The sequence below is a fragment of the Azospirillum sp. B2RO_4 genome (genome assembly GCF_051124815.1).
Lineage (GTDB): Bacteria > Pseudomonadota > Alphaproteobacteria > Azospirillales > Azospirillaceae > Azospirillum.
This window is the reverse complement of the sequence record NZ_CP118485.1, coordinates 467073-487074: the sequence shown is the minus strand read 5'-3', so window position 1 is coordinate 487074 and position 20002 is coordinate 467073. Positions and strand designations below refer to the sequence as shown.

Here is a 20002-nt window from a genome sequence, read left to right as displayed (position 1 = left end):
GCTTGGTCGAAACCCTCCGCCTGGGCACTGGCCCGCATGCCGAAGTCCTGAAGGCCGCCCGTGACGCGCTGTGCGCCTCCGCGCTGGCTGCCGGCGTCACGCCGGTGTTGGTCAAGGAATGGGAGGCGTTGGAGCGGCTGAACGCCCGACACCGCGCCAACTGGTTCCCCCTCCTCCCTCGGCCGGCGGTGGCTCCGTCGTTCTGGGTTGCTGCGGTCGATGCCGACGGGGAGTTCGCCGCCACCCATGGTGTGGTGCTGGTCGACTGCTCGGCAGTCAGCTTCGGTGCGCGGGTTGGGGACCTGACGGCGTTCCATGATCCTGGTGCTGCTCCATCGGACGAATGGGCGTTCTGCGCCTCGCCCTCCGCGCACGACACCCGTGGGGCGGTGGCGTGGATCGTTGCCGGCTGGAACCGGCCGGATTGGCGCGGGCGCGGGCTGTTCCACCTGCTGGGCGCCGTGGCGCGTCTGGTGGCGCTCGATCGGTGGTCGCCGCGGTGGGTGGTTGGGCTGGTCGATCCGGAGACGGTGCCGGTATGGGAGAGGCGCTGCGCCGGGCGGGCGCTGCTGGAGCCTCTGCCCGCGGTGCTCTACCAGCAGGCGGGCATTGGCCGGCTGCCTCTGCACTTCATGCGCTGGTCGCGGGATGCGGTGGTGCTGGATCTGAAGGAAGCGGCCCGGCGCGTCCTGGCGTCTACCTGACCGACAGGTCGGCGCCGAACCAGCAGGCGGACAGGCGCGACGTGGTGCCGTCCTCGGTGGCGCTGGCGATTGCCTGGGAAAGGCGGGCGGACAGCTGGTCGCCCTTTCGGACGGCGACAGCCACGCCGCCGCCCAACAGGCCGCCGTTGAAAGCCGGGCCGGCCGGGATCAGGTCCCCGCGGACGGCGCGAAGGGCCTCCACCGACGTCCGGGCGGTCAGCATCGCATCGACGCGGCCGGCCGAGAGGTCCAGGGCGGCGGCGTCCACCGTCTCGTAGAAGCGTAGCCGGACGCGGGGAAACAGCGTCTCCAGCATGTGGGCGTGGATGGTCGAGGCCTGCACGGCGATCACCTTCCCGTCCAGGACGTGCGCTGCGCTGCTGGCGATGCGCTGGCCGGCTGGGGTGGATAGGTCCGCGCGCTCCACATCGGGCAAGGCGCCCGCCAGATCGGAACCGGGCCGCACCGCGAACACCGCCGGGTCGGCGGCATAGGCGGCGCTGAAGTCGACCACGGCAGCGCGTTCAGTGGTGGCCGTGACGCCCGCCATCACGGCGTCATACTGGCCCTGCTGCAGGCCGGGCAGGATGCCGGTCCAGTCCTGGGCGACGATGGCGCAGCGGACCCGCATCCGGCGGCACAGGTCCCGCGCAAGGTCGACCTCAAACCCCACCAACCTTCCGTCGGCAGTGGTGGCGTTCCACGGGGCGAAGGCGCCCTCGGTGGCGATGCGCAGCACCGGGGCGGGCTCCGGCTGCTGGCTGGCGAAGGATGCGGCGCCAGCGGCGGCAATGGCAACGATGGACAGGCCGGCGGCGATCAAGGCGAAGCGGGACATGGGCGGGCGCTCCTCAATGGACGGTGGCAATATCGACGGCGGAGAGGATGGCGCGACGGCCCCGATCCTCCCACCCATAGAGGGCGTGGCTGTAGACGAAGGGGCGCCCGACGCCCGAGACGGTCACCCGGTTAAAGACGGCTTCCCCGGCGCCGATGGATTCGGCGTACTGGGCGCCGATGCTGTGGGCGAACTCGACATGAGGATCCGCTTCGTCCGGCTGGTTCAGAACGGATCGGCCCCACGCGCGGCCGAGAACGGAGAGGGTTGGAACCCCAAGGTGCCGGAACACCAGCGGCTCGCCCGGCCCGGTGCTGGAAAGAAAGGTGCACCGGTCCATCAGCCCGGCGCGCTTCAGGAAGGCCGGAAGCGAGGGGGTCAGCACGCGCTGGCGGCGGCATTCCACCATGATCGTCCGCTGCCAGTCGGCGGCCTCGGTCAGCGTCAGCCGGACGATGGTGGTCTCCTGCTGAACGGCGGGGCGCTGGGCGCCCCGCTTTTCGACCGGAAAGGTCAGGATGGTCATGCCGCCCTCGCCTCTCTCGCGGCTTGTACCGCGGCCTTGAACTGTTCGGGGGTGATGCCGGCGGCGCTGGCGCCCGCGTCGACCATGCGGTCGGTCATCTCCAGCGGCATAGAGAGGGTGGCAGACGCCTGGGCGCCGATGTCCTCGACCGCGTCGCTGAACGGATCGGCGGTCGCGGAATCACCGTTCGCAGCGACCAAGCCGTTATCGCCTTCCGGGTGGAGCTTGGCGGCGTCTTCCCTCAGAAGCTTGGCGAAGAACTCCGACCACCGCCGGTCGATTGCAGCGGCTTTCTGCGCCGCCTTCATTGCATCGCCCAAAGCAATCATCGCCTCTCCGGTGAGGATCAGCCCCTCTTTGTCGTCCGGACCCATCCTGTCGAGGACGTTCATGAACCGGACTTCGGCTTTCGAAAGTCCCGATCCCGTCCGGTCGACTACCGGAAGCTCCTCCTCTTCGGCTCCCTCTGCCGCGGCGTCGGCAACCGGATCAACCGGGGCTTCGCTCTCAATCTCCAGAACGAGCCGGCGGCTCTCCGCGGCGGCAGCGGCCGTATCCATGGTCGCGTCGTTGGGCAGAAGCGGCATGGAAGCGCCCAAGGCTCGGGCCTCGTTCATGATCATCCACAGCCAGCGCGTCATGAAGTCGCTCAAGTAGCTGGGGCCGTTCTCCCGCTCATTGCCGCCCTTGCCTCCTTCGACATACGCCCCGCCCCACTGCCACAGAACCGCCAGCTTGACAGCGATGCCGGTGGGCGTCCGAGCGGGGATAACGGCCATGCGATCCTCCAACTCGTCACAAGGCTTGTGGGCGCGCTCCCATGCCTCCGGATCCCCGTTGGCGGTTGCCTCGTTGATCCGCTCGGCCTCGGCCTTCAGAGGGAGATATCGCCTCCACAGGTCCAGCAACTCGACATCGTCATCAGCCTTCCCCGGAAACGCTTCCGCCTCACGGTGTCCATGGCGAGCGATTGTCCCGTTCGCTTCGGGATCGACCCAAAAGGCGCGTTCGTCGATCAGCCCGATCGGCCCCAGCCGGTACAGCGTTCCCGCCGCGGAATCGCCGGCGCTCGCGAAGTGGGCAAGCCCCTTCTGCAAGGCACGGGCGTAGCCGCTCCCATCGTTCTGAAGCTCGATGATGCTGTCGCCCATGTAGCAGGTCAGCACGAACACCAGCAGTGCCAGCGCGTCAGCAGCGGTGTGGGGCTGATAGGCGGCGATGCGGTCGAACAGCCGGTCAAGCTCCGCGGCTTCGTCTTCCGACGGGTCCGCGACATCCCGCAGTTCCAACCACCGGCACACCATGGCGGAAAGCTCGCCCTCCTCCGACTGTCCCTGCGGCTGCCTCGCGACGGACAGGAGCGCATACACCCGCTCCAGCGCCCTTTGCGCTCGCTCGTCGTCGATGCCGGCGGCAACACCCATCTCCCGATCGGCCAGCATGCCCAAGATCACGATGGCGTCGGCCGGCGTGACGGGTGCGGCGTCCATGATCTGGTCGGCGAGCTGACAGTGTCGCCGGTTGGTGTCGTCGGCCGCGCCCTGGTCGCCCCGCTGGTTCGCCTCCATCTCGGCCCGGCGCAACGAGCGGTAACGCTCGGCGGCCTCGGCGAAGGTGATGCCCAGTTCGGGAATGGTCGTGGTCGGCATGCCGCGGTAATCCAGCACAGCCGCAACCATGCGCCGAACATCCTCTGCAAGGTTCTGCAGGTGATTAGGATGCACAAAGACGCCCACGCCGAATATCGGACACGTCAGCCGCTCCAGCTTCACCGACAAGTCGGCAACAGTCACCGGCGCCGCGGCAAGAATGGCGTCGTGAAGACGGTTCGCCTCCCCCTGCCAGCCGAGCCGCTCGGCAGCGGCCGGCCCTTCGTCGTCCTCGTCACGCTCATGGCTGGCGGCGGCGCGGGTCAACAGATCACGGGCACGGTCGGCGGCTTCCCGGAAGGTCAGCCCGAGAGCGGGGATCACGGTGGTTGCCAAAGAAGAGGCATGGCGAGGCGGTGCGGCGTATTCGTTGGCCGCGTCCAGCGGGCCGGTAGGGGGTTCGGACACGGTGAGCTCCTTCGTCAGGCTGTCGAGCACCTGCGCCACCTGCTGCTCGAAGCTCATGGCCGGGGCTTCGGTGTGGGCGCGGTTCGGGTGGTTGGACATTCGTCGTCTCCGGGTTGATCCGGCGCCGACGATCGGCGGCCGGTCACCCGGAGTTCGGTCGGGCTACCCCATTCAGCATCTGGCCGTTCGGCAGGGTTGCCTCTTGGGTAGGGGTGATTGGCTGCGCCCTGGGATCAGGGGGAACCGAACAAGCCAGGGGTGTTCGCGCCCGGCGGCGCGTTGGTGATGTCGATCATCTGGAAAATCCTCCGCGACGGGGGGCGCCGTAATGGCTTCCATATCGTCGGTGATGTGATAGACATAACGAACGATGCGGATGCCGTCAAGCGGAACGCATCACGGATGATGGGAAAAACATGATCACAGCCGCTCAACTCAAGGCTGCCCGTGCCTTGCTCGACTGGAGCCAGCCCCAGCTTGCAGAAGCGTCCGGGCTATCTCTGCCCACGATCCAGCGCATGGAAAAGCTTGGCCCGTCACGAAGCGTCGCGGCGAACGTCGACGCCGTGCGCAAGGCATTCGAGGCGCACGGGGTGAAGTTCATCCCGGAGGGGCCATACCACGGCGACGGCGGGCCGGGCGTGCGGCTGGACAAGGGCGGGCCGCTGTTCGGGTAAGGCGGCGCCCCTTCCCATCTTGCGGTTATCGATGCACGCTTCAGGCGACGTTCTGGGGGCGGGCATGGATCAGAGAGAAAAGAGCTTCGCCAAGGGCCTATCGCTGGTGGTTCTTGGCGCCATGGCAATCGGCGGAATTCAGGACGCTTGGGGCGAACACCGCTTCGTCGCCGCGTTCGCCGAATCGGTGGTGGCGCAGTTCCTCTATCTGGTCGGCCCACTCGGCGCCCTGACCGGCGGCGTTGTCGTTGCCGAGAAGCTGCGAAAGCGCTGGAAGAGGTTTCCGGGTTGGGCGCTGTTCATCGTCGGCTTGGCCGTCTTCATCATCATCGCGGCTTCTGTACGCATCCTGGGCCACTTGATGCCCGGCGTCGGATGGCGGCTCGAACGAATGTTGGAGGCGGAATTGGACGGCGAATAAGGCGAGCTGAGGTAAGGCGGCGTCCAGGCACAAGAAAGCCCGCCGGCCGGGTGGCGGGCGGGCTGCTGTTGGGCGGGTGGATGGCTATCCCGCGTGCCGTAGAAGCGCCACAGCGAGGCCAGCGACGGCAACGATCCCAGCATTGATGGCCAGCATGGTGCCGGCGATCTGCCACAGGGTGGGCATGTGCGAGATCTTGCCTTTCAACTCGGCAAGGTCGACCGTGATTCGGGATAGCGAGGGCTCCAGGCGCTTCAAGATGTCCTTGATCTCGCCAACGTCCGTTTCGAGCTTTGCGACGCGCTGTTCCATATCAGGAGGATGGGGACCGTCACCGCCACCGTCAATAGGACGGTCAAACTCTGTCAGCGTTGAGCGTCGGCGGCCGGAAGGCAGGTTGTGGACGTTATTCATCCGCACCTCCATTCTTCTGCATCCGTTTCCACGCTAACATAACAAGCCCGTCAAAATCGATAGAGTAACCACAGTTGTCGCAAAAAGATGTCGCGACAGGTTTGTATTCATCGGCCTGTTCACCGCTATCGGTGATGATGATATTCTTTTCGATGAAGAGGACATTATCCTCCTTTGTGCTGTACCATGAAAATTTCGAGCAACCGCACAACGGACACGGCGGAAACGTGACTTTCTTGTCAATCAAAAACTGCGTTGCTTGTTCAATTTTTATTATCGGCGGGTTTTTACTCATCGACCATCCCCCCACCGCCCCTGTTGGGCGTTGTCGCTTCACACATCGAGTAACCAGCGCCCGCCACTGATGAGCAATCCCCACAGGACTGCACCGATGAGCGCCGCGGTGGCGGCTCCCTGGATTGGATAGCCCCCGTAGATCGGATGGCGGATCAGTGACCAGCCGAATGACGCAAGGCCAATCCCCGCCCCGATTGCGAAATTTTCCCAAGCCATGCACGCGACGATAGCCGCGCAATTTAGACTTGGCAATCAGCGCCCGCTGGCGCGCTCCGCTGGCAGCCCCATCTCCTCCGCGGCGCCCGCCTCGGCTTGGTCGAACAGCCACCGAACGAAGAACAGGTTCTGGAACGGGATCATCCGCCGGGCGCGCGAGACATCGCCGCGGCTCCAGTCGCCGGTGACGGTCGAGCCTGCCACTTGGGCGGCGTCCCCGACCAAGCCGGCCGTCGGGCCCAACAGCGCCTCCAGAGCGTTCTGTCCAGCATAGCGGCCCACCGGCTCGCCCTTGATCAGGCTGTCCGGGCTGGTCAGTCCGCGGGTGAACTTGCCGGTGATGTTCAGCGCGTCGAACAGCCATCCGGTGACGCCCGACTTGTCCACCCCCTTCATGATCCACTCGCCCGGATCGTCGGACAGTTCGCGCCCGGCCAAGACGGACACGAACAGGTGCGACAACATGCCAAGCCCGACCGCTACCATCAGCCCGTTCAGAACTGCGGCGTCGCGCTGCTGAAGGCCGGCAATCGCGATCTGCTGTGTCGTGGCGAAGCTGAAGGACTTGAACTGCCCCACCAGCTTGCCAACCGGCGTGGACATCCACAGCGGCCGCACCCCGGCGCCCGGCGTGCTGATGGTCCGGTCCACTTCGCGGACGATGGCGGCGCGGAAGGTCTCCAGCGCCTGCCGGTCGGTCCACCGATCGGTGTGGGCGATGCGCACCCCGTCGACCGTCTCGCCGTGCTGGCCGAACTGCCGGGCGATGCGCTCGGCAATGTCCTGGTCGATGCCGGCGGCGGCCAACCGGGCAAGGCGGTCTTTCGCCAGCTTGCCGGCGGCCAGCGCCTGGGCGTCGCGGATCAGGTTGGTAGCCGTGATGACGCCGCTGAACTGCTTCAGCGCCGCGTTCCACGGGGCCATCAGCGTGATGGTGCCGAACCGATTCGCCGCGGCCGATAGCCCCCGCTCGAAGCGGCTCCCCCGGCCGTAGACGTCGCCGATGTCGGCGATGGACAGGGCGCGGGAGTGCAGCACCATGTCGAGGGCGGTGCCGGCGGCCTTCACCTCGGCCGCGCTGGCGCGAAAGGCACGGAAGCTGCTGACCAGCGGGCGCACGCCATCGCCAAACACGCGGGTGACGCCGTGCACCATGACGGGCCGGGCAAGGTCGGCAGCGCTGGAAACCGTCATCTGCCCCAGCAGCCGGAGGAAATTCCAGTTCGCCACCACAGGCACAGCACGGGATAGCAGCGAGTCGGGATCGGCCGGCGCGCCATAGGTGCCGCGCACCCGGTCGCGCATCGCCTCCAAGTCGCGGATATCGGCACGGCGCTGGGCGTCCAACCGGCGCAGCAGCCGCTCGTCTGTGGTGCCGCGCATCTTCTGCACGTAGCTCTCCGACACCTTCGCGATCTGGTCGGCAAGGTCGGCGCGGCCGAAGGTGCGGGCCAGCTCCACGTCCGGCGCCATGCTGTGCCGGTAGTGCCGGGCCACCATCTCCACGTCCGATTCAAGGAACGGCTCAATGAGGTGGTCGGGGATGTTGAAGGTTCGCTCCCTCAGTGGGCCGCGGGCCAGCGGCACCGCGTCGTAAGGGATGCGCCCGGCCGGCGCCCCAAGGATCCGGTCGGTGATCTGCTGGGCGATGTCCTCCAACTCCATGTCCTCGGCCCGGGCGAAATCCACCGTCTCCCGCACCTTGGCCTCAGCCTTCTTCAGTCCCTCCTCGGTGTCCCGAAGGGCGGCCTTCCGGTTGGCGAGCCACATCTCCATTTCGTCCCGCTTGCTGCGGGCCTCGGCGACCTTGGCGCGGATACCGGTCAACCGCTGCTCGGCGGTGCGGCTGCGGGCCTCCGCCACGGCGCGGCGGTCGGACACCAGCGCGGCGTCCAGTTCCAGCCGGCGGGCCTCCTCCTCGGTGATGGGGCCTTCGCGCTCCAGGGCAAGCCGCGCCTCCAACTCGGCGTCCGACAGCTTGTTCAGGTCCAGGCCTTCGCGGTCGAGGTCGGCACGGAACCGGTCGATCTCCTCTTGCCGGGCGATGTAATCCAGGTCGTCCTCCCGGTAGACCGGCCCCCGGCCGGACACGTCGGATTGCAGCGCGTCCAGCAGCTCCTGAATATCCGGCCGCTCGTCGCGGGCGCCGATGTAGCCCTCTTCCCACGCGGCGCGCGCGGCCTCGTCCAGGGGCATGCCGCCCTTGTTGTTGATCAGGCCGGGCCGGCTCTTGTGCTCGATGCCGATGGCGCGGAGTTCCCCGCCCTGGTTCTGCACCCCGCCCTTCTTCGTCAGCCACGCGGCCAACCGCATCGGCGGCTTGCCGGCGGGACGGCCCCGGCGGATGTCCTTCATGAAGTCGGCGAAGGGCGGGGACGATTCGCCGGCGCGGGTCGCCTCCCGCTGGGCGCGGTGGTGCTCGTTGATGGCGGCGCGTCGGTCGGCGCGAAGGCTGTTCAGCGTCGCCTGGGCCCGGCCAAGGGTGGATGCCGTCTCCTGCACCTGGGCGCGCTCCCGCTCGGCCTGTGGCGTCATCGCCTCCACCTTAGCCCGGTGATCCTCCAGCCGGTCGGCGGCGGCGTCACGCTCGCCCGTCAGCCAGTCGGTAACGGTGCGGACGAACTCCGGCCGGCGCGCCTTGATGCGTTCGTGGTTGTAGACGCGGGTGAGGTAGGAGGTCGCCGTCTCCACCTTCACGTCCTCAGGCAGCAGCCCGGCGCGAATGGCCTCCTCCTTCAGCGGGTCGAACAGGCGCTGGCGGAAGGCACGCGCGGCCTCCGCCACCTCCGGAATGGGGTGCTCGTCCCCGCGGCGCATCGCCTGACCGACGGCTTGCTTGAACTGGTCGAAGGTCAGCCGGCCCGCCCGGCGCGCCTCGCCGAACAGGTCGCCAGCGCGAAGTGCGGTGATCGAGGCGTCGGGCCGGCCGGTGCGGTAGCGGAGGAAGGCCGCCTCCAGGTCGCCGATGGACTGCGCCAGCGGCGCGTCCCACAGCTTCACCCGCGTCTCGACGGCGACAGGCGACGCCACGCCAAGGGCGTTCTTCTCGTAGGCAAAGGGGGTCTCCAGCAGTTCCTGCGCGACGCGGCGGGTCTCGACGCTGGGGGAGGTCGCCAGCCGCAACAGGGGGGCGGTCTGCGCAATCCCCTTCTCCAGCCCAAAGGCGGAAACCAGGCGCTCCTCCGCCACCGGCGCACGGGCCTGGGCGGCGCCAACACTCTGCACGCCATCATTCGGGCCGGCGCTGGCGCGGTCCAGGTCGAGGCGCCCGCCGGTGTCGCGGGCCAAGTCCTCGGCGGTCAGCCGCACCTGACCGGGCAGCAGCGGATCGGCCGGCGCGTCCGGTCGCGGGGCGGTGGGGTCGAGCGGCCCGGCGTCGCGGTCAGCCGGCGGGGTGAGGTCGCGGCCGGCCTTCGCTTCCAGCTCGCCCCATGATCCGTGAACGGCTCCGACAGCACCTCCAAGGATCCCGGTCAACAGCGCCGCCACACCGACGGATGCGGGGGTGGCGTCCGGGTTTCCGATGATCTCGGTTGCCGCACCCACGCCAGCACCGGCGCCAGCGGCACGGGCGGCGTTCACCGCTCGGCTGCCCGGCCCCACCGCGGCCCCGACGGCGCCACCGAACAGCATGGCGGTGCCGATGTTCTGCGCCGACTCTGCCGGCGTGCGCGTCTCCTGGGCGGCCTGCAGGACGGTCTCCTGGACAGCGGCACCCAACCCCGCCCCGGCCGCGCCGATGGCGATCCTGGCCGGCACGGCGGCGCCCCGGGCGGCGGTGGCCGCCACGCCCAAGGGGAGGAGGTTCACCGGGTCGACGATGCCCGCCACCATGCCGGCGACCACGCCCGGCGTGCCGGCGGCTGCCAGCGTCCGGCGGTCCTCCTCCTCCTGGTCGATCTGCCGCTTGATCCGCGCCACGTCGGCCGGGTTCTCCGCGCTGATGAAGGCGCGGGCGAAGGGCTGGTATCTCTCCTCCAGGCTGGCGAAGGGGTCGAAGTCCTGATCCTCAACGGACGGGAGCGACCAATCCCGCGCCATCGCCGCGCCAACGCTGTTCCCCTGGCGAAGGGCGGCTGGCACGGTCTCGGTGACGAAGGACGGGGCCGGCTGCTCCGGGGCCTGGGGAAGGTGGGCGGGAAGCGACGCCAGCCCCTGCTCGGCGTCGGCGGTGGTCAGGAAGGGCATGGGGATGGCTCCGGATCAGCGGGACATGAACATTCCGGCGGTGCTGTTCGCCGGGACGGAGGGCTGAAGGTCGCGGGTGTCGCGCATGGTGCGGGCAAGGTCGACGGCGCGTGCGGTCTGTCGGCGCTCCTCGTCGGCGGCCGGCGACGTGCTCCAGTCCGGACGCCAGCGCATCGGCCGGCCGTCTGGTCCGAGCATGGGCGCGCCGTCCTTCCCGCGGATCGGCTGCCACACGCCGCGCTCGTCCTGCTCCAGCACGACATAGGACGGCTTGACCTCGTGTGCCGACAGGGGGTCGGCCTCCAGCCGCACCCGCCCCTTCAGCCCCTCGACGGGGGCGACGGTGCCGGCCTGGGACAGGTCGTGGTAGAGCTGGGCCTCGATCCATGACGGATCGCGCCCGTTCGCATAGACGGCCTCCGGGGCGTAGCGGGCGAATCGCTTTCCCCCGATCTTGGTCTCTGCCCAGATGCGGGACAGGTCGCGCCATGCGGTCGCGCGGGCAACGTCGAGGCTGCCGGTAGCCAGGAAGGCGTCCCGCGTCCGCTCCTCGAACTCCCCCGCCAGCGCATCGGGCACTGCGGCGTTGCTGCTGAACCAGTGCCGGCCCTGCTTGGTCAGCCACGACAGGTTCGCCTCGCGGGATTTCCGATCACCACCATAGGCCTGCTTCCGGCGTTCCAACTCTGCCGGGTCCTGGCGCATCGCGGCTTCGGCCCGACCGACGGCGGTAGCCGCGTCGGCCCCGCCCCGCAGCTGGTCGTTGATCAGATGGGCAAGCGCGAAGTCCTGCCCGTCCAGGTCGCGGGCAACCCACGGCGCGCGCACTTCCAGCCGGTCGACGAACCGGGCGGTGTTCACCCGCTCCTCGACGGTGCCGTTGCGCAGCTTCGCCCGGACGTCGCCGGCAACGGCGTCGGGGATGATGCCGGTCCGCGCGATGGTCGAGAGGGTGACGGACTGCCGGTCGGCGGCGGAGAAGCCGGCGGCGTCCATCTGCTTGGACATGGCCGCCCAATGCAGGTTCACCGCGTCCTGATCCTCCTTGCTGCGGGGGTCGAGGTACGGCGCGTGGGTGGCGGCCGGGGCGGTTGGCGTCTTGTCGCCATACATGGCCGCCTGCTGGTTATGCAGGGCCTCCGCATAGGCGGTCGCATGGTCGGGCGTGTCGAAGATGCCCAGATGCTTCCCGGTCCGCCGGAACAGGTCTATGGCCTCGTCTTCGGAGAGGATGCGCCCGTCGTCGCTGACGGTGGGGATCAGCACCTCCCCCTTGTCGGTGCCGATCGACATGGAGCGGACGGTGCTGATGGTGCCATCGGCGTTCTTCACCACCGGGCGGGCTGCCAGATCGATGTTCCCCGCTTCGACTTGGCCGGCCGGCGGTTGCGATGTCGGAGCGGTCGCCCCCATCTTGCCGTTCGCCCAAGCGTGAAGGTCGCCCGCTGTCCAATCGGCGAAGGGTCTGCCATCCATCTTCAACGTCCGGTTCGCCTTCATCGCGCCGGCGGACAGGATCTCGCGGATCGGTGTGGACGGGTCCGCCTTGAGGACGGAAAGCGCCCCCTCCGGGCCGGCGAAGTGGGCCAGATACTTCTCCCCATCCCCCACCTGCTGAATGCCGTTCCGGCGGAGATAGTCGGCGTTGTCGGTGGCGTAGGCGTCGACCATGCGCTGATGCAGGGCAAGCCGCTCCTGGGGCTTCCCACCGTCACGAAGGGCGAGCACCTGGGCATCGGACTTGCCGGCGGCGAGTTCCGGGGCGTGCTTGCGGACGGTGGAGATCCAGGTGCTGTCGATGAACTGGCCGGGGCCTGCCGCGCTGCTCTCCGGGTTCTTGTCCGGCCCGCTCGGGTTCCACTCGGCTCCTACGGTGCGGGCGGCGAAGGACTGAGGCGTGGCCGGAAGCGGCCGGCCGGCCTGCTCGACGCGCTGGATGGCTGCGGTGGTGGCGGCGTCCTCCTCCGTCCGCTTATGCACGGCCCGGTACAGGGTGATGTAATCGGACGGCTCCAACTGCCCGCCGTGGTAGGCGTTCAGCAACTCCGACTCGGTCGCCGTGCCGTCGATCGCCCGCTTCTGGAAATCGGCCAAGCGCTGGGCATAGACGGTTGCCTCTGCCTGGGCGGTTTGCGCCTCGTCCCGGCGCTGCCGGGCGGAGAGGTCGGACACCAGCGCGTGGGACCGCTCCAGGAACCGGCCGCGCTCCTGCGGGGTGAGAGGGAGGCGCGGGTCCTGATACACCGCCTCGGCATGCGCCAGCGCCGCGTTCGGCCCCTCCATGCGGAACATGCCGGCGACGGACGCCAGCCCCTGCTCCGCCTTCGCCTGGGCGGCGAACTGGCCCTTTGCGCTCTCGGCGTGTTCCGGGCTCCAAAAGCCAAGCCGGGCCTTCTCGTCGGCGAAGCGACCGAACTCGGTGTATGACCGCTCCAGCCCCTGCGCGTCGCTGGCACCGGCATACCCCATGCCCTCGGACATCAGCCCGGCCATGCGGGTATTGATCCGGTCCTCATTGAGCGCCGCCGTCTTCGCGATCCACGCCGTCTGTGCGCGGTTCATGACGGCATTCGAGGTCTTGGACAGCACGCCGCGGGCGACGTCGGCGTGAAGGAAATCCACCTCTTTCAGCACACCGTCGCGGTAGGCCTGCAGCTTCCCTTCCAGCGCCTTCGGATCGTCGGGATGCTGGGCGTAGAGGTCCGCCACCTCGCGCGTGACGCGGGTTTCCAGATCGGCGCGATATCCCTCGCGCTCGATGTCCAGCAGCTCCATCCCCAGTCGCTGGCCGGAACGGGCCGTGTCGGTGACGATGCCCCAGGCCTTGGCCTCCTCCAGGGCGGCCACGGGTTGGACATCGGGAGACGGCTGAAGGAGGACGGGGCCGCCGTTGCGGCCGAAAGGAAGTCCGGTGCCGGCCATGATCAGATGCCCCCAACAAGACGGCCAGTCTTCGTTTCCTTGACCCCCCGGCCGTAAGTGTCGCCGCCACTCGCCAGCAGCCCGCTATTCTTCGCGCCGAAGTCCAGCAACGACTTGCCGGCTCCAAGATAGCCGGTGGTCAGCGCCGTGGACGCCGCAGACCCGTACTGCTCGCCTTGCTGGCGGGCGCTATCGGCACCGTTCAGGATGTTCAGGCGCGACACCCGCATGTCGTCCATGGCCGTGTCGGTCGCGTCGTTGCGGATCACCAGCGCCGTGGGGCTGGTACCGGACAGGCCACGGCCGGCGCGGATGGCGTCCATGGTGCTCATGTTCGCCACCAACTCCTCGCGGCGCGCGGCCTCGTCCTGTACCGCGCGGGTGCGCAGCTGCTCCTCGTGCTGCCTCTGCTGTTCCTGCTGCGCCTTCAGGGCGGCGGACTGTGCCTGCCCCTGCTGAATGGAGCCATAGACGGCGGTCGCGGTAGAGACCGCCGAAAGCCCGACGCCGATGGCGGTAAGGGTGACGGGATCAAGGCCCATTACAGAATCACCTCCATGCTGATGCCCAGGATCGTCATCGGCAGGCACTCGTCCTGCGTGATGCTGCCATAGCCCCCGACGGCGGTGCTGACCGACGCCAGAGCAAGTGCTGCCGCTTCGAGACCCATGATCCACCCTCCAAACCAACGCGCGCGAAGGCGGTAGGCTTGCTACCGCGACGGGATGATTGTACCTATTTGGGGAACAGTTGTCGTGCGTTGTCGGGGCTTTGTTGCTCCAAACGCGACGTACGATCCATCGAAGGAGGCGGCGATGGGTGAGGTGAAGCGGGAGCTTGGGGCTTGGCATCGTGAGCGGTTGAGCCGCAAGCGACAGGAGGCGTTCCAGCTGCTCGAAGATCAGTTGGGTGAACAGGAACCCCGGCCGATGGCGGGAAAGGTGCCGCGTACCGTGCCGAAGCTATACCGGGCTATCGTGCTGGCGCTGGCCGGGAGGATCGTTCAGCGCGGGCTGACCATGGAGCAATGCGACGATCGATCCGGTGCGCAGGACGGCTACACAGCGAAGCTGTTGCACCCGGACGCGGCACAAGGGCGGGTCGCCGGATGGGAAACCCTTCAGTGCCTGATGGACGTGCTCTATCCGCACGGCGTCGAGGTGGTGTTCGTGCCGCTCGCCCCCGGCGCCCATGATCCTGCTGCACACCCCCGGCCGAACCGGGCCGCGATGACGCTGCTGGGGGACATCGCCGCAGAGTTGATCGAGCGAACGGCGAATGATGACGCGCTGGCGCCTGTCCGCCGGCTGAACCGTCACGATGGTTGATGACGAAGGTCTGCCTCATCGTGACGTTGGGCGTGACGATAGCTCTGTGGCAGGGCTCTGGCAGACGTGATGTTGCACCTGTCACAAGGCGGCGCGGAAACCTACTGCTTTCGATAAGCTACTGATATTCCACATACTGCCCCCGGCTATCCGGCGGAGTTCCGCACGAGAACGGGGCGCGTTCCGGCGGAAATCCAGCGGAACCGGGAGAGGGTGAAGGAGGGAGCCGCTCCCCTTCCGGCGGAACGCGCACCCCTTCATGTGGCCGTGGTGGGGAACTGGCCCGCACTGATGCCGTTCCGGTGGGAATGCGGGGTGTCCGATTCCTTCGTCCGGATAGATTGCCAGCCGCTTCTTACAAGCCTTTCCTCGGCTCCACAGAGGCCACGAGCACGATCTTGAGGCAAGCGCCTCTAGCCGTCCAGGCACGGCACGAAATGGCGCAGGGATAGTTTATGGTGTAAGATCCATCGCTCATTCAACTATGAGGAATCTGGATATGGCCGAGGCATTCAAAGTAGGAGACACGGTGCAGCTTAAATCAGGTGGCCCGATAATGACGATTGCTTGGATTGGCGTCCCATTGGGCGGCGATACGCCAATCGCTACCTGTCTCTGGTTCAACGGAGCAGCCAAGCAGAAGGACACCTTCCCTCCTGATACCCTCACGAAGCACGAGGACTGACCGTCCGTCACCAACGTTCAAGCGGCCGTCCTTCGGGGCGGCCGTTGCCGTTTGGGAGCGGAATGTTCTAAATTCGTTCTCATGCCAGAGCGCAATGAGAAACAGCCGGCGCGCATTTCCTACGGCTTCGACAGCCTCGACAGCTGGCGCAAGCGCGGCGTCCTGTTCATTGAGTTCTGGTGCATTGGCGGCATAGCATTCGGCCGTCGATGCGAGCACTGGAACGCGGTGCCGATCGACGATCTGATCCGCCGCGTCGGGCCGGGAACGTCCCTGGTCATGCTGGCCCGGCGCGCCCGGTGCGAACGATGCGGAAAGCGGGGCTGCCACGTCCAGCCGTCCGCGCCGCCTTGCCAGGGTCAACCCGGCTTTCGGGAATGGCTTCGCGGCGAGTTGGAGCGGTGCCAAGCGTTCCTCGTGTGGGGCCGGGATCAGTTCTGACCACGCGGCGCTGATGTGGAGGGTTCCCGACGCAGTACGCGCGCACGCGCGAGAAGTGGGCGGGCCATCCTGCCGGGGTTGACTTCCGCGAGAGATACACGCGCGAACACAGAAAATGTGCCTGTGGGGCATATTTCTCGACGGGAAGAGAGATGCCCCTGCGGGAGCATTTCCCCGGTGGTGGGGAGTTAGTGAACGAGTACGCGCGCGTGCGCGAGACCTATAGGGTTGGGGGCGGTGCTGGTGATCATGCTGTGAACCAGTACGCGCGGGCGCGCGAAGGGTCCGGATGCTGCTGGAACTGCGCCAGCGCCGGCCGGAACCGTAGCCTGATGGTCAATCGCTTGATCCTGGCGGTGGTGGCCGTGCCACGTCGGCAAGCTGTTGGACAGGCTGCCTGATGCGGCAGGATGGTTGAAGGGCGATGTCACGTCCTGGTCAACTGCCTCGCTCTCCTTGCCCGATAGCGAGGCGCCAGCAATCACCGGCCCCTCGCCCCGTCAGCATCAGGCAGCGACAGTCCGGAGTTGCACCACGTTGGCCGGTGTGCCGTTCACCAGCGCGTCGACCTTGCGCGCCCATGCGTCGAGGGCGTCGCGGCGCTCGTCCAGATACTCATGCCTGTTGTAAACCGCCGCCACGCCCCGCACGGTGCCGCTGACGTGGTTCAGGATGCGATCCGCCACCTGCGGCGCAATGCCCATCCGGGCAAGGCCAGTGGTGACGGTGCGGCGGATATCGTGGAGCCTCCACGCCTCCAGGTTCTGCACTTCGTCGAGCGCCTCGCCCCGCTCCTGGGCTGCCTTCTGGCGGGCCTCCAGAGTCAGCCGGTCCAGCTTGTCCTTCGCCCGGCTGAAGCCCGAAATCGGCGACGTGCCGGTGGTGGTGAACGCGAATTCCGATGGCTTGCCGTTCTCCAGCGTGATCCGCGGCATGGTCTCCAGGATCTGAACGGCGGCCTCGGACAGCGGGACGGCATGCGCCTTCCCGTTCTTGGCGCGCTCCTTCGGGATCGTCCACAGCTTGGTGGACAGGTCCACCTCGCTCCAACGCATGCCGGCGACTTCCTCCCGGCGCTGGGCCGTCAGGATCAGCATGCGGACGAATGGGCCGAAGGGAACGCCCAAGCCGCCGGCGGCGGTCCACACCTCGCGCAACTCGCCGTCGGTCAGCACGCGGTCGCGGCTCTGCTCCTCGGCCGGCGGCTCCACGCCGGCGCACGGGCTGCCCTGCACATAGTCCTTCGAAGCTGCCCAAGCGAACAGCTTCCGCACCGCGGCCAGCACCCGGTTCGCCAGAACGCGCTTGCCGTCGTCCACAATGCCGTCCAGCAGCCGGTTCACATCGCGGCGGGTGATCTCCTTCACCGGCCGCTCGCCCCAAGCCGGGACAGCGTGCTTGTCGAGGAGGCGCTTCGTCTCCTCCCATGACCGGGTGTTCGGCTTGGCGTACCGCTCAATGAACAGGTCGGCGACGGTGGCGAAGGTGTCGGCCTTCACGCTGGCAGCTGCCCGCGCGTCCGTCTTCTGCGCCTGGGGATCGGTGCCGGCCTTCACCAATCCCAGCAGCCGGATCGCCTCGTCGCGGGCTCCATCGGCCGTCCAGGGGCTGCCGTGCTTGCCGATGGTGTAGCGCTTGGGCGCCGTCGTCCGGCCTCCCTCGACGCGGTATTGCAAGATGTAGGTCTTGCCGCCGGCGGGGGTCACCTTCAACCCGAACCCCTTAACCTCGGCGTCCCACACGAACACGTCCTTCGCGCCCGGCTTGGTCGCGTCGACAAGGCGCTTGGTGATCTTCTCGGGCATGGCAGCCTCTGGGGTGATTGTTGGAGGGGTGCTATCAGCAATCCTACAGCAATCACCGGGGCGGGAACAAGGAGGATGGAACGGGATATCACGGGACATGACAACCATGGAAACTGCCGCGTTCCCTAGGCGATGGCGGGCATTCCGGGATATAAGCGGATGAGCGGGGATATCGGTGGCAGCTGATTTGTAATCAGAAGGTCACGGGTTCGATTCCTGTATCCGGCACCAGTTTTGTCAATCGACACAAGTGCTTAGCGACGGCGTACCTTGCAGCGCTAAGCCCTTCGTCGCTCCAGGTAACGTCCAGGTAACAGTCGCGTCAACGGTCGATCGGGGCATGAACAGCCCCCTGACCGGCCGCACTCACCATCTCAAGGCGACGCAGAAGGTTCCGGACCTGGGCTGGTCCCCAACAGCCACCCATGGGCGTGGACACATGTCGCCGATCCAGTTCGCGGCCGATGGCGCGGAGACTCCGCGTTCCGGAAGCCATGATATCCGACACGAGGCCGCGCAGGTCGTCGGCCCGCTGGTCGGCCAACTCACGCATCCGTCGAGACCCACAGGTTGGAGGTTGAGCGCGCAAGTTGGCTCCCCGGTTGGGGCCACCAAGCCTCACCCCCCTCTCCCGCGCGGCCCGCAGAGCGGCCTTGGTGCGCTCACTGATCGCCTCCCGCTCGTACTCGGCCATAGCTGCCAGGATGTGGACCGTCAGCTTGTTGGCGTAGGGGAGATCGGCCGCAACGAACTCCACCCCGCTTTCCATCAGGTTGGCGATGAAGGCGACGCTCCGTGCGAGACGGTCCAGCTTGGCAATGAGCAGCGTGGCGCCCGTCAGCTTGCAGAGGTGCAGCGCACGCTGGAGCTGGGGCCGATCCGAGTTCCGTCCCGACTCCACCTCGACGAAAGTCTCGACGATCTGGTCGGTCTCCCTGGAGGCGTGGGCGGCAACGGCGACCTGCTGGGCTTCGAGACCAAGCCGCGATGCTCCCTGGCGCTGGGTGGAGACCCGCAGGTAGGCGACGTATCGGGCCATGGTTCACCTCCTAAGTATGGCAGGAGGGTAAGCGGCCGGTCCCGGACTGTACATATGCGTGGAACCCCCGTTCCGGGGATATGTACGCTTTCTCGTCTTAAGGTTGCAGTCCGCAAGCTGCAGGCTATTCGCACAAGCGCTTAAGAAATCGTCAAAACTTACCGCTGGCAGTTGGAACGTGCCGAACCCACATCCGCTAGCGTGGCACCGTCAAATATAAGTATTGAAAGACATTAAGGCACAAATCTTGCTCGATAATTTTAATTTATCACCGGCTAACATGACATCCGATCAATAATGCTGGCGCTTAAGAAGCGTACGCAAAAACAAACTTCCTCTCATAGTTCTTCTTAAATCTCTTCTTCGTCATCCTTTACTTCGGTAATGGTACCTTCTAGATGATCCTCAACATAATGAACGCCATCGATAATAAAATGCGTCATATCCATAACGGTGATGAAACGATCATCATTCCCACGAGCTTTGGACACATCTATGGCCCCATTGTGCAAATCCTCTCGTATCTTGAGGAATGCATCAGATTGCGCAGGGTCCACACCTACAAGCGCCAAGCCTTCGGCTACAGCGTCTTCCCCTTCATCGTCAATCCACTCGCTGAGCAGCTTGCTCTGGCGCAGCAAGTTCGCTGTCCCTAACGGCTTCGACATCGCTCTCCTCCTTATGCAGCGCCGGTCCTCGACCGGTGGCTACAACATAAAGTCGGCACAGAGATGCCGGCCAATAACAAGATCTGGTGCGATCCTCAATTTGGCCGGCTTTGGTTACTTACGCTTACCAGATAGATGAAAATAGCAGTCAAGTGTTTTCGCATGCACACGGATCAAGGATGGCCAAATCGTTGCTGAAGAATCTCCAAAGCCCAGCCCTGTCCTTTAATAGTATTAAATTCTTTGAGCGCATCAATAAGGACTGCATCAGAAGAAAAGCCATATGCGACCGAAAGCCAAAGGAATTGACCGATCGGCGTTTCGAGTTGAGATCCCCCCATCCAGCCGTGATCAGAAGCTCCCGCACTGGAAGAGAGGTTCTTTGACGAAGCGGGTTGCGCGTCGATATCATAGACCTTCAGCTCAGAGACCCTCAATTGCGAGTCGCTGTTCCAGAGAATAATAGCCTTCTTCGGATCAACCAACGCAGTTTCCTCCTAAAGACTTGCCATATCTGATCACCTCTAGGGAATCAGAGGCATTCCGTTCTTGCCAAAATCATCATCCGTCGGTCTAGCACCACTTTGGCGGACCATGACCTGCGCACACAGGATAAAGTGACATCGACAAGCGCGATATCAAGCTGCCCACCCGTGGGAACTCGCACAAAAATCGCTGGACATTCGTTCAATGCCAGGAGGAACCCGCCGCTACCAGCCGCCCTCTCCGTTTGGCATGACTCACTCACGACCTCAAGAACAATAGAAGAACGTAAT

At 66.3% G+C, this 20002-nt stretch carries 20 protein-coding genes; 7 read left to right on the top strand and 13 right to left on the bottom strand.

Features of this window, described 5'->3' with window-relative positions; genetic code table 11:
* The first annotated feature begins 2 nt into the window (after nucleotides 1-2).
* Nucleotides 3-704: a hypothetical protein gene (locus PWS46_RS02140; RefSeq protein ID WP_434617466.1), complete on the top strand. Its 702-nt coding sequence runs from the start codon at nucleotides 3-5 to the stop codon at nucleotides 702-704.
* Here the strand turns inward: PWS46_RS02140 and PWS46_RS02135 are convergent.
* The 3 genes from PWS46_RS02135 to PWS46_RS02125 are packed head-to-tail and all read right to left on the bottom strand — an operon-like array spanning nucleotide 697 to nucleotide 4224.
* Nucleotides 697-1542, bottom strand: a complete 846-nt coding sequence (locus PWS46_RS02135) for a transporter substrate-binding domain-containing protein (protein ID WP_434617463.1) — start codon at nucleotides 1540-1542, stop codon at nucleotides 697-699. The genes PWS46_RS02140 and PWS46_RS02135 overlap by 8 nt on opposite strands.
* A 13-nt stretch (nucleotides 1543-1555) precedes the next feature.
* Nucleotides 1556-2068, bottom strand: coding sequence for a hypothetical protein (locus PWS46_RS02130; RefSeq protein WP_434617460.1), 513 nt, complete (start codon nucleotides 2066-2068; stop codon nucleotides 1556-1558).
* Nucleotides 2065-4224 carry a hypothetical protein gene (locus PWS46_RS02125; RefSeq protein ID WP_434617457.1) on the bottom strand — a complete coding sequence of 720 codons (2160 nt, stop codon included), beginning with the start codon at nucleotides 4222-4224 and terminating at the stop codon, nucleotides 2065-2067. The genes PWS46_RS02130 and PWS46_RS02125 overlap by 4 nt, the downstream gene beginning before the upstream one ends.
* A 117-nt stretch (nucleotides 4225-4341) precedes the next feature.
* On the opposite strand from PWS46_RS02125, the gene PWS46_RS02120 reads away from it, so the two are divergent.
* The 3 genes from PWS46_RS02120 (at nucleotide 4342) to PWS46_RS02110 (ending at nucleotide 5223) form a co-directional block, all read left to right on the top strand.
* Nucleotides 4342-4545 carry a hypothetical protein gene (locus tag PWS46_RS02120; RefSeq protein ID WP_434617454.1) on the top strand — a complete coding sequence of 68 codons (204 nt, stop codon included), beginning with the start codon at nucleotides 4342-4344 and terminating at the stop codon, nucleotides 4543-4545.
* Nucleotides 4542-4802: a helix-turn-helix transcriptional regulator gene (locus PWS46_RS02115; RefSeq protein ID WP_434617451.1), complete on the top strand. Its 261-nt coding sequence runs from the start codon at nucleotides 4542-4544 to the stop codon at nucleotides 4800-4802. The genes PWS46_RS02120 and PWS46_RS02115 overlap by 4 nt, the downstream gene beginning before the upstream one ends.
* A 64-nt stretch (nucleotides 4803-4866) precedes the next feature.
* Nucleotides 4867-5223, top strand: coding sequence for a hypothetical protein (locus PWS46_RS02110; RefSeq protein ID WP_434617448.1), 357 nt, complete (start codon nucleotides 4867-4869; stop codon nucleotides 5221-5223).
* Nucleotides 5224-5307: 84 nt separating this feature from the next.
* On the opposite strand, the gene PWS46_RS02105 is transcribed toward PWS46_RS02110, so the two are convergent.
* The 6 genes from PWS46_RS02105 to PWS46_RS02080 all read right to left on the bottom strand — a co-directional run bounded on the left by PWS46_RS02105 (nucleotide 5308) and on the right by PWS46_RS02080 (nucleotide 13930).
* Nucleotides 5308-5637, bottom strand: coding sequence for a hypothetical protein (locus PWS46_RS02105; RefSeq protein ID WP_434617445.1), 330 nt, complete (start codon nucleotides 5635-5637; stop codon nucleotides 5308-5310).
* Nucleotides 5630-5974 carry a hypothetical protein gene (locus PWS46_RS02100; protein WP_434617442.1) on the bottom strand — a complete coding sequence of 115 codons (345 nt, stop codon included), beginning with the start codon at nucleotides 5972-5974 and terminating at the stop codon, nucleotides 5630-5632. The genes PWS46_RS02105 and PWS46_RS02100 overlap by 8 nt, the downstream gene beginning before the upstream one ends.
* 212 nt (nucleotides 5975-6186) lie before the next feature.
* Complete coding sequence (locus PWS46_RS02095; RefSeq protein WP_434617439.1) at nucleotides 6187-10338, bottom strand: hypothetical protein; 4152 nt, start codon at nucleotides 10336-10338, stop codon at nucleotides 6187-6189.
* 15 nt (nucleotides 10339-10353) lie between these two features.
* Entirely contained in the window at nucleotides 10354-13260 is a 2907-nt protein-coding gene (locus tag PWS46_RS02090) for a hypothetical protein (RefSeq protein ID WP_434617436.1), read from the bottom strand.
* Between the two features lie 2 nt (nucleotides 13261-13262).
* A complete protein-coding gene (locus PWS46_RS02085; RefSeq protein ID WP_434617434.1) occupies nucleotides 13263-13802 on the bottom strand; it encodes a hypothetical protein in 540 nt (179 codons plus the stop codon).
* Nucleotides 13802-13930: a hypothetical protein gene (locus PWS46_RS02080; RefSeq protein WP_434617431.1), complete on the bottom strand. Its 129-nt coding sequence runs from the start codon at nucleotides 13928-13930 to the stop codon at nucleotides 13802-13804. The genes PWS46_RS02085 and PWS46_RS02080 overlap by 1 nt, the downstream gene beginning before the upstream one ends.
* Nucleotides 13931-14075: 145 nt before the next feature.
* Between PWS46_RS02080 and PWS46_RS02075 the strand changes: the two genes are divergently transcribed.
* From PWS46_RS02075 to PWS46_RS02065, 3 genes are all read left to right on the top strand, one after another.
* Entirely contained in the window at nucleotides 14076-14588 is a 513-nt protein-coding gene (locus PWS46_RS02075; RefSeq protein WP_434617428.1) for a hypothetical protein, read from the top strand.
* A gap of 499 nt (nucleotides 14589-15087) precedes the next feature.
* A complete protein-coding gene (locus PWS46_RS02070) occupies nucleotides 15088-15273 on the top strand; it encodes a YodC family protein (RefSeq protein ID WP_434617425.1) in 186 nt (61 codons plus the stop codon).
* Between the two features lie 81 nt (nucleotides 15274-15354).
* Nucleotides 15355-15714: a hypothetical protein gene (locus PWS46_RS02065; protein ID WP_434617422.1), complete on the top strand. Its 360-nt coding sequence runs from the start codon at nucleotides 15355-15357 to the stop codon at nucleotides 15712-15714.
* Nucleotides 15715-16220: 506 nt separating this feature from the next.
* On the opposite strand, the gene PWS46_RS02060 is transcribed toward PWS46_RS02065, so the two are convergent.
* From PWS46_RS02060 to PWS46_RS02045, 4 genes are all read right to left on the bottom strand, one after another.
* Nucleotides 16221-17519: a tyrosine-type recombinase/integrase gene (locus PWS46_RS02060; protein WP_434617419.1), complete on the bottom strand. Its 1299-nt coding sequence runs from the start codon at nucleotides 17517-17519 to the stop codon at nucleotides 16221-16223.
* A gap of 322 nt (nucleotides 17520-17841) precedes the next feature.
* Nucleotides 17842-18558 (bottom strand): recombinase family protein, encoded by a 717-nt coding sequence (locus PWS46_RS02055; RefSeq protein WP_434617416.1) that lies wholly within the window; start codon nucleotides 18556-18558, stop codon nucleotides 17842-17844.
* 350 nt (nucleotides 18559-18908) lie between these two features.
* Nucleotides 18909-19226: a hypothetical protein gene (locus tag PWS46_RS02050; protein ID WP_434617413.1), complete on the bottom strand. Its 318-nt coding sequence runs from the start codon at nucleotides 19224-19226 to the stop codon at nucleotides 18909-18911.
* 173 nt (nucleotides 19227-19399) lie between these two features.
* Nucleotides 19400-19711: a hypothetical protein gene (locus PWS46_RS02045; RefSeq protein ID WP_434617410.1), complete on the bottom strand. Its 312-nt coding sequence runs from the start codon at nucleotides 19709-19711 to the stop codon at nucleotides 19400-19402.
* Between the last annotated feature and the right edge of the window lie 291 nt (nucleotides 19712-20002).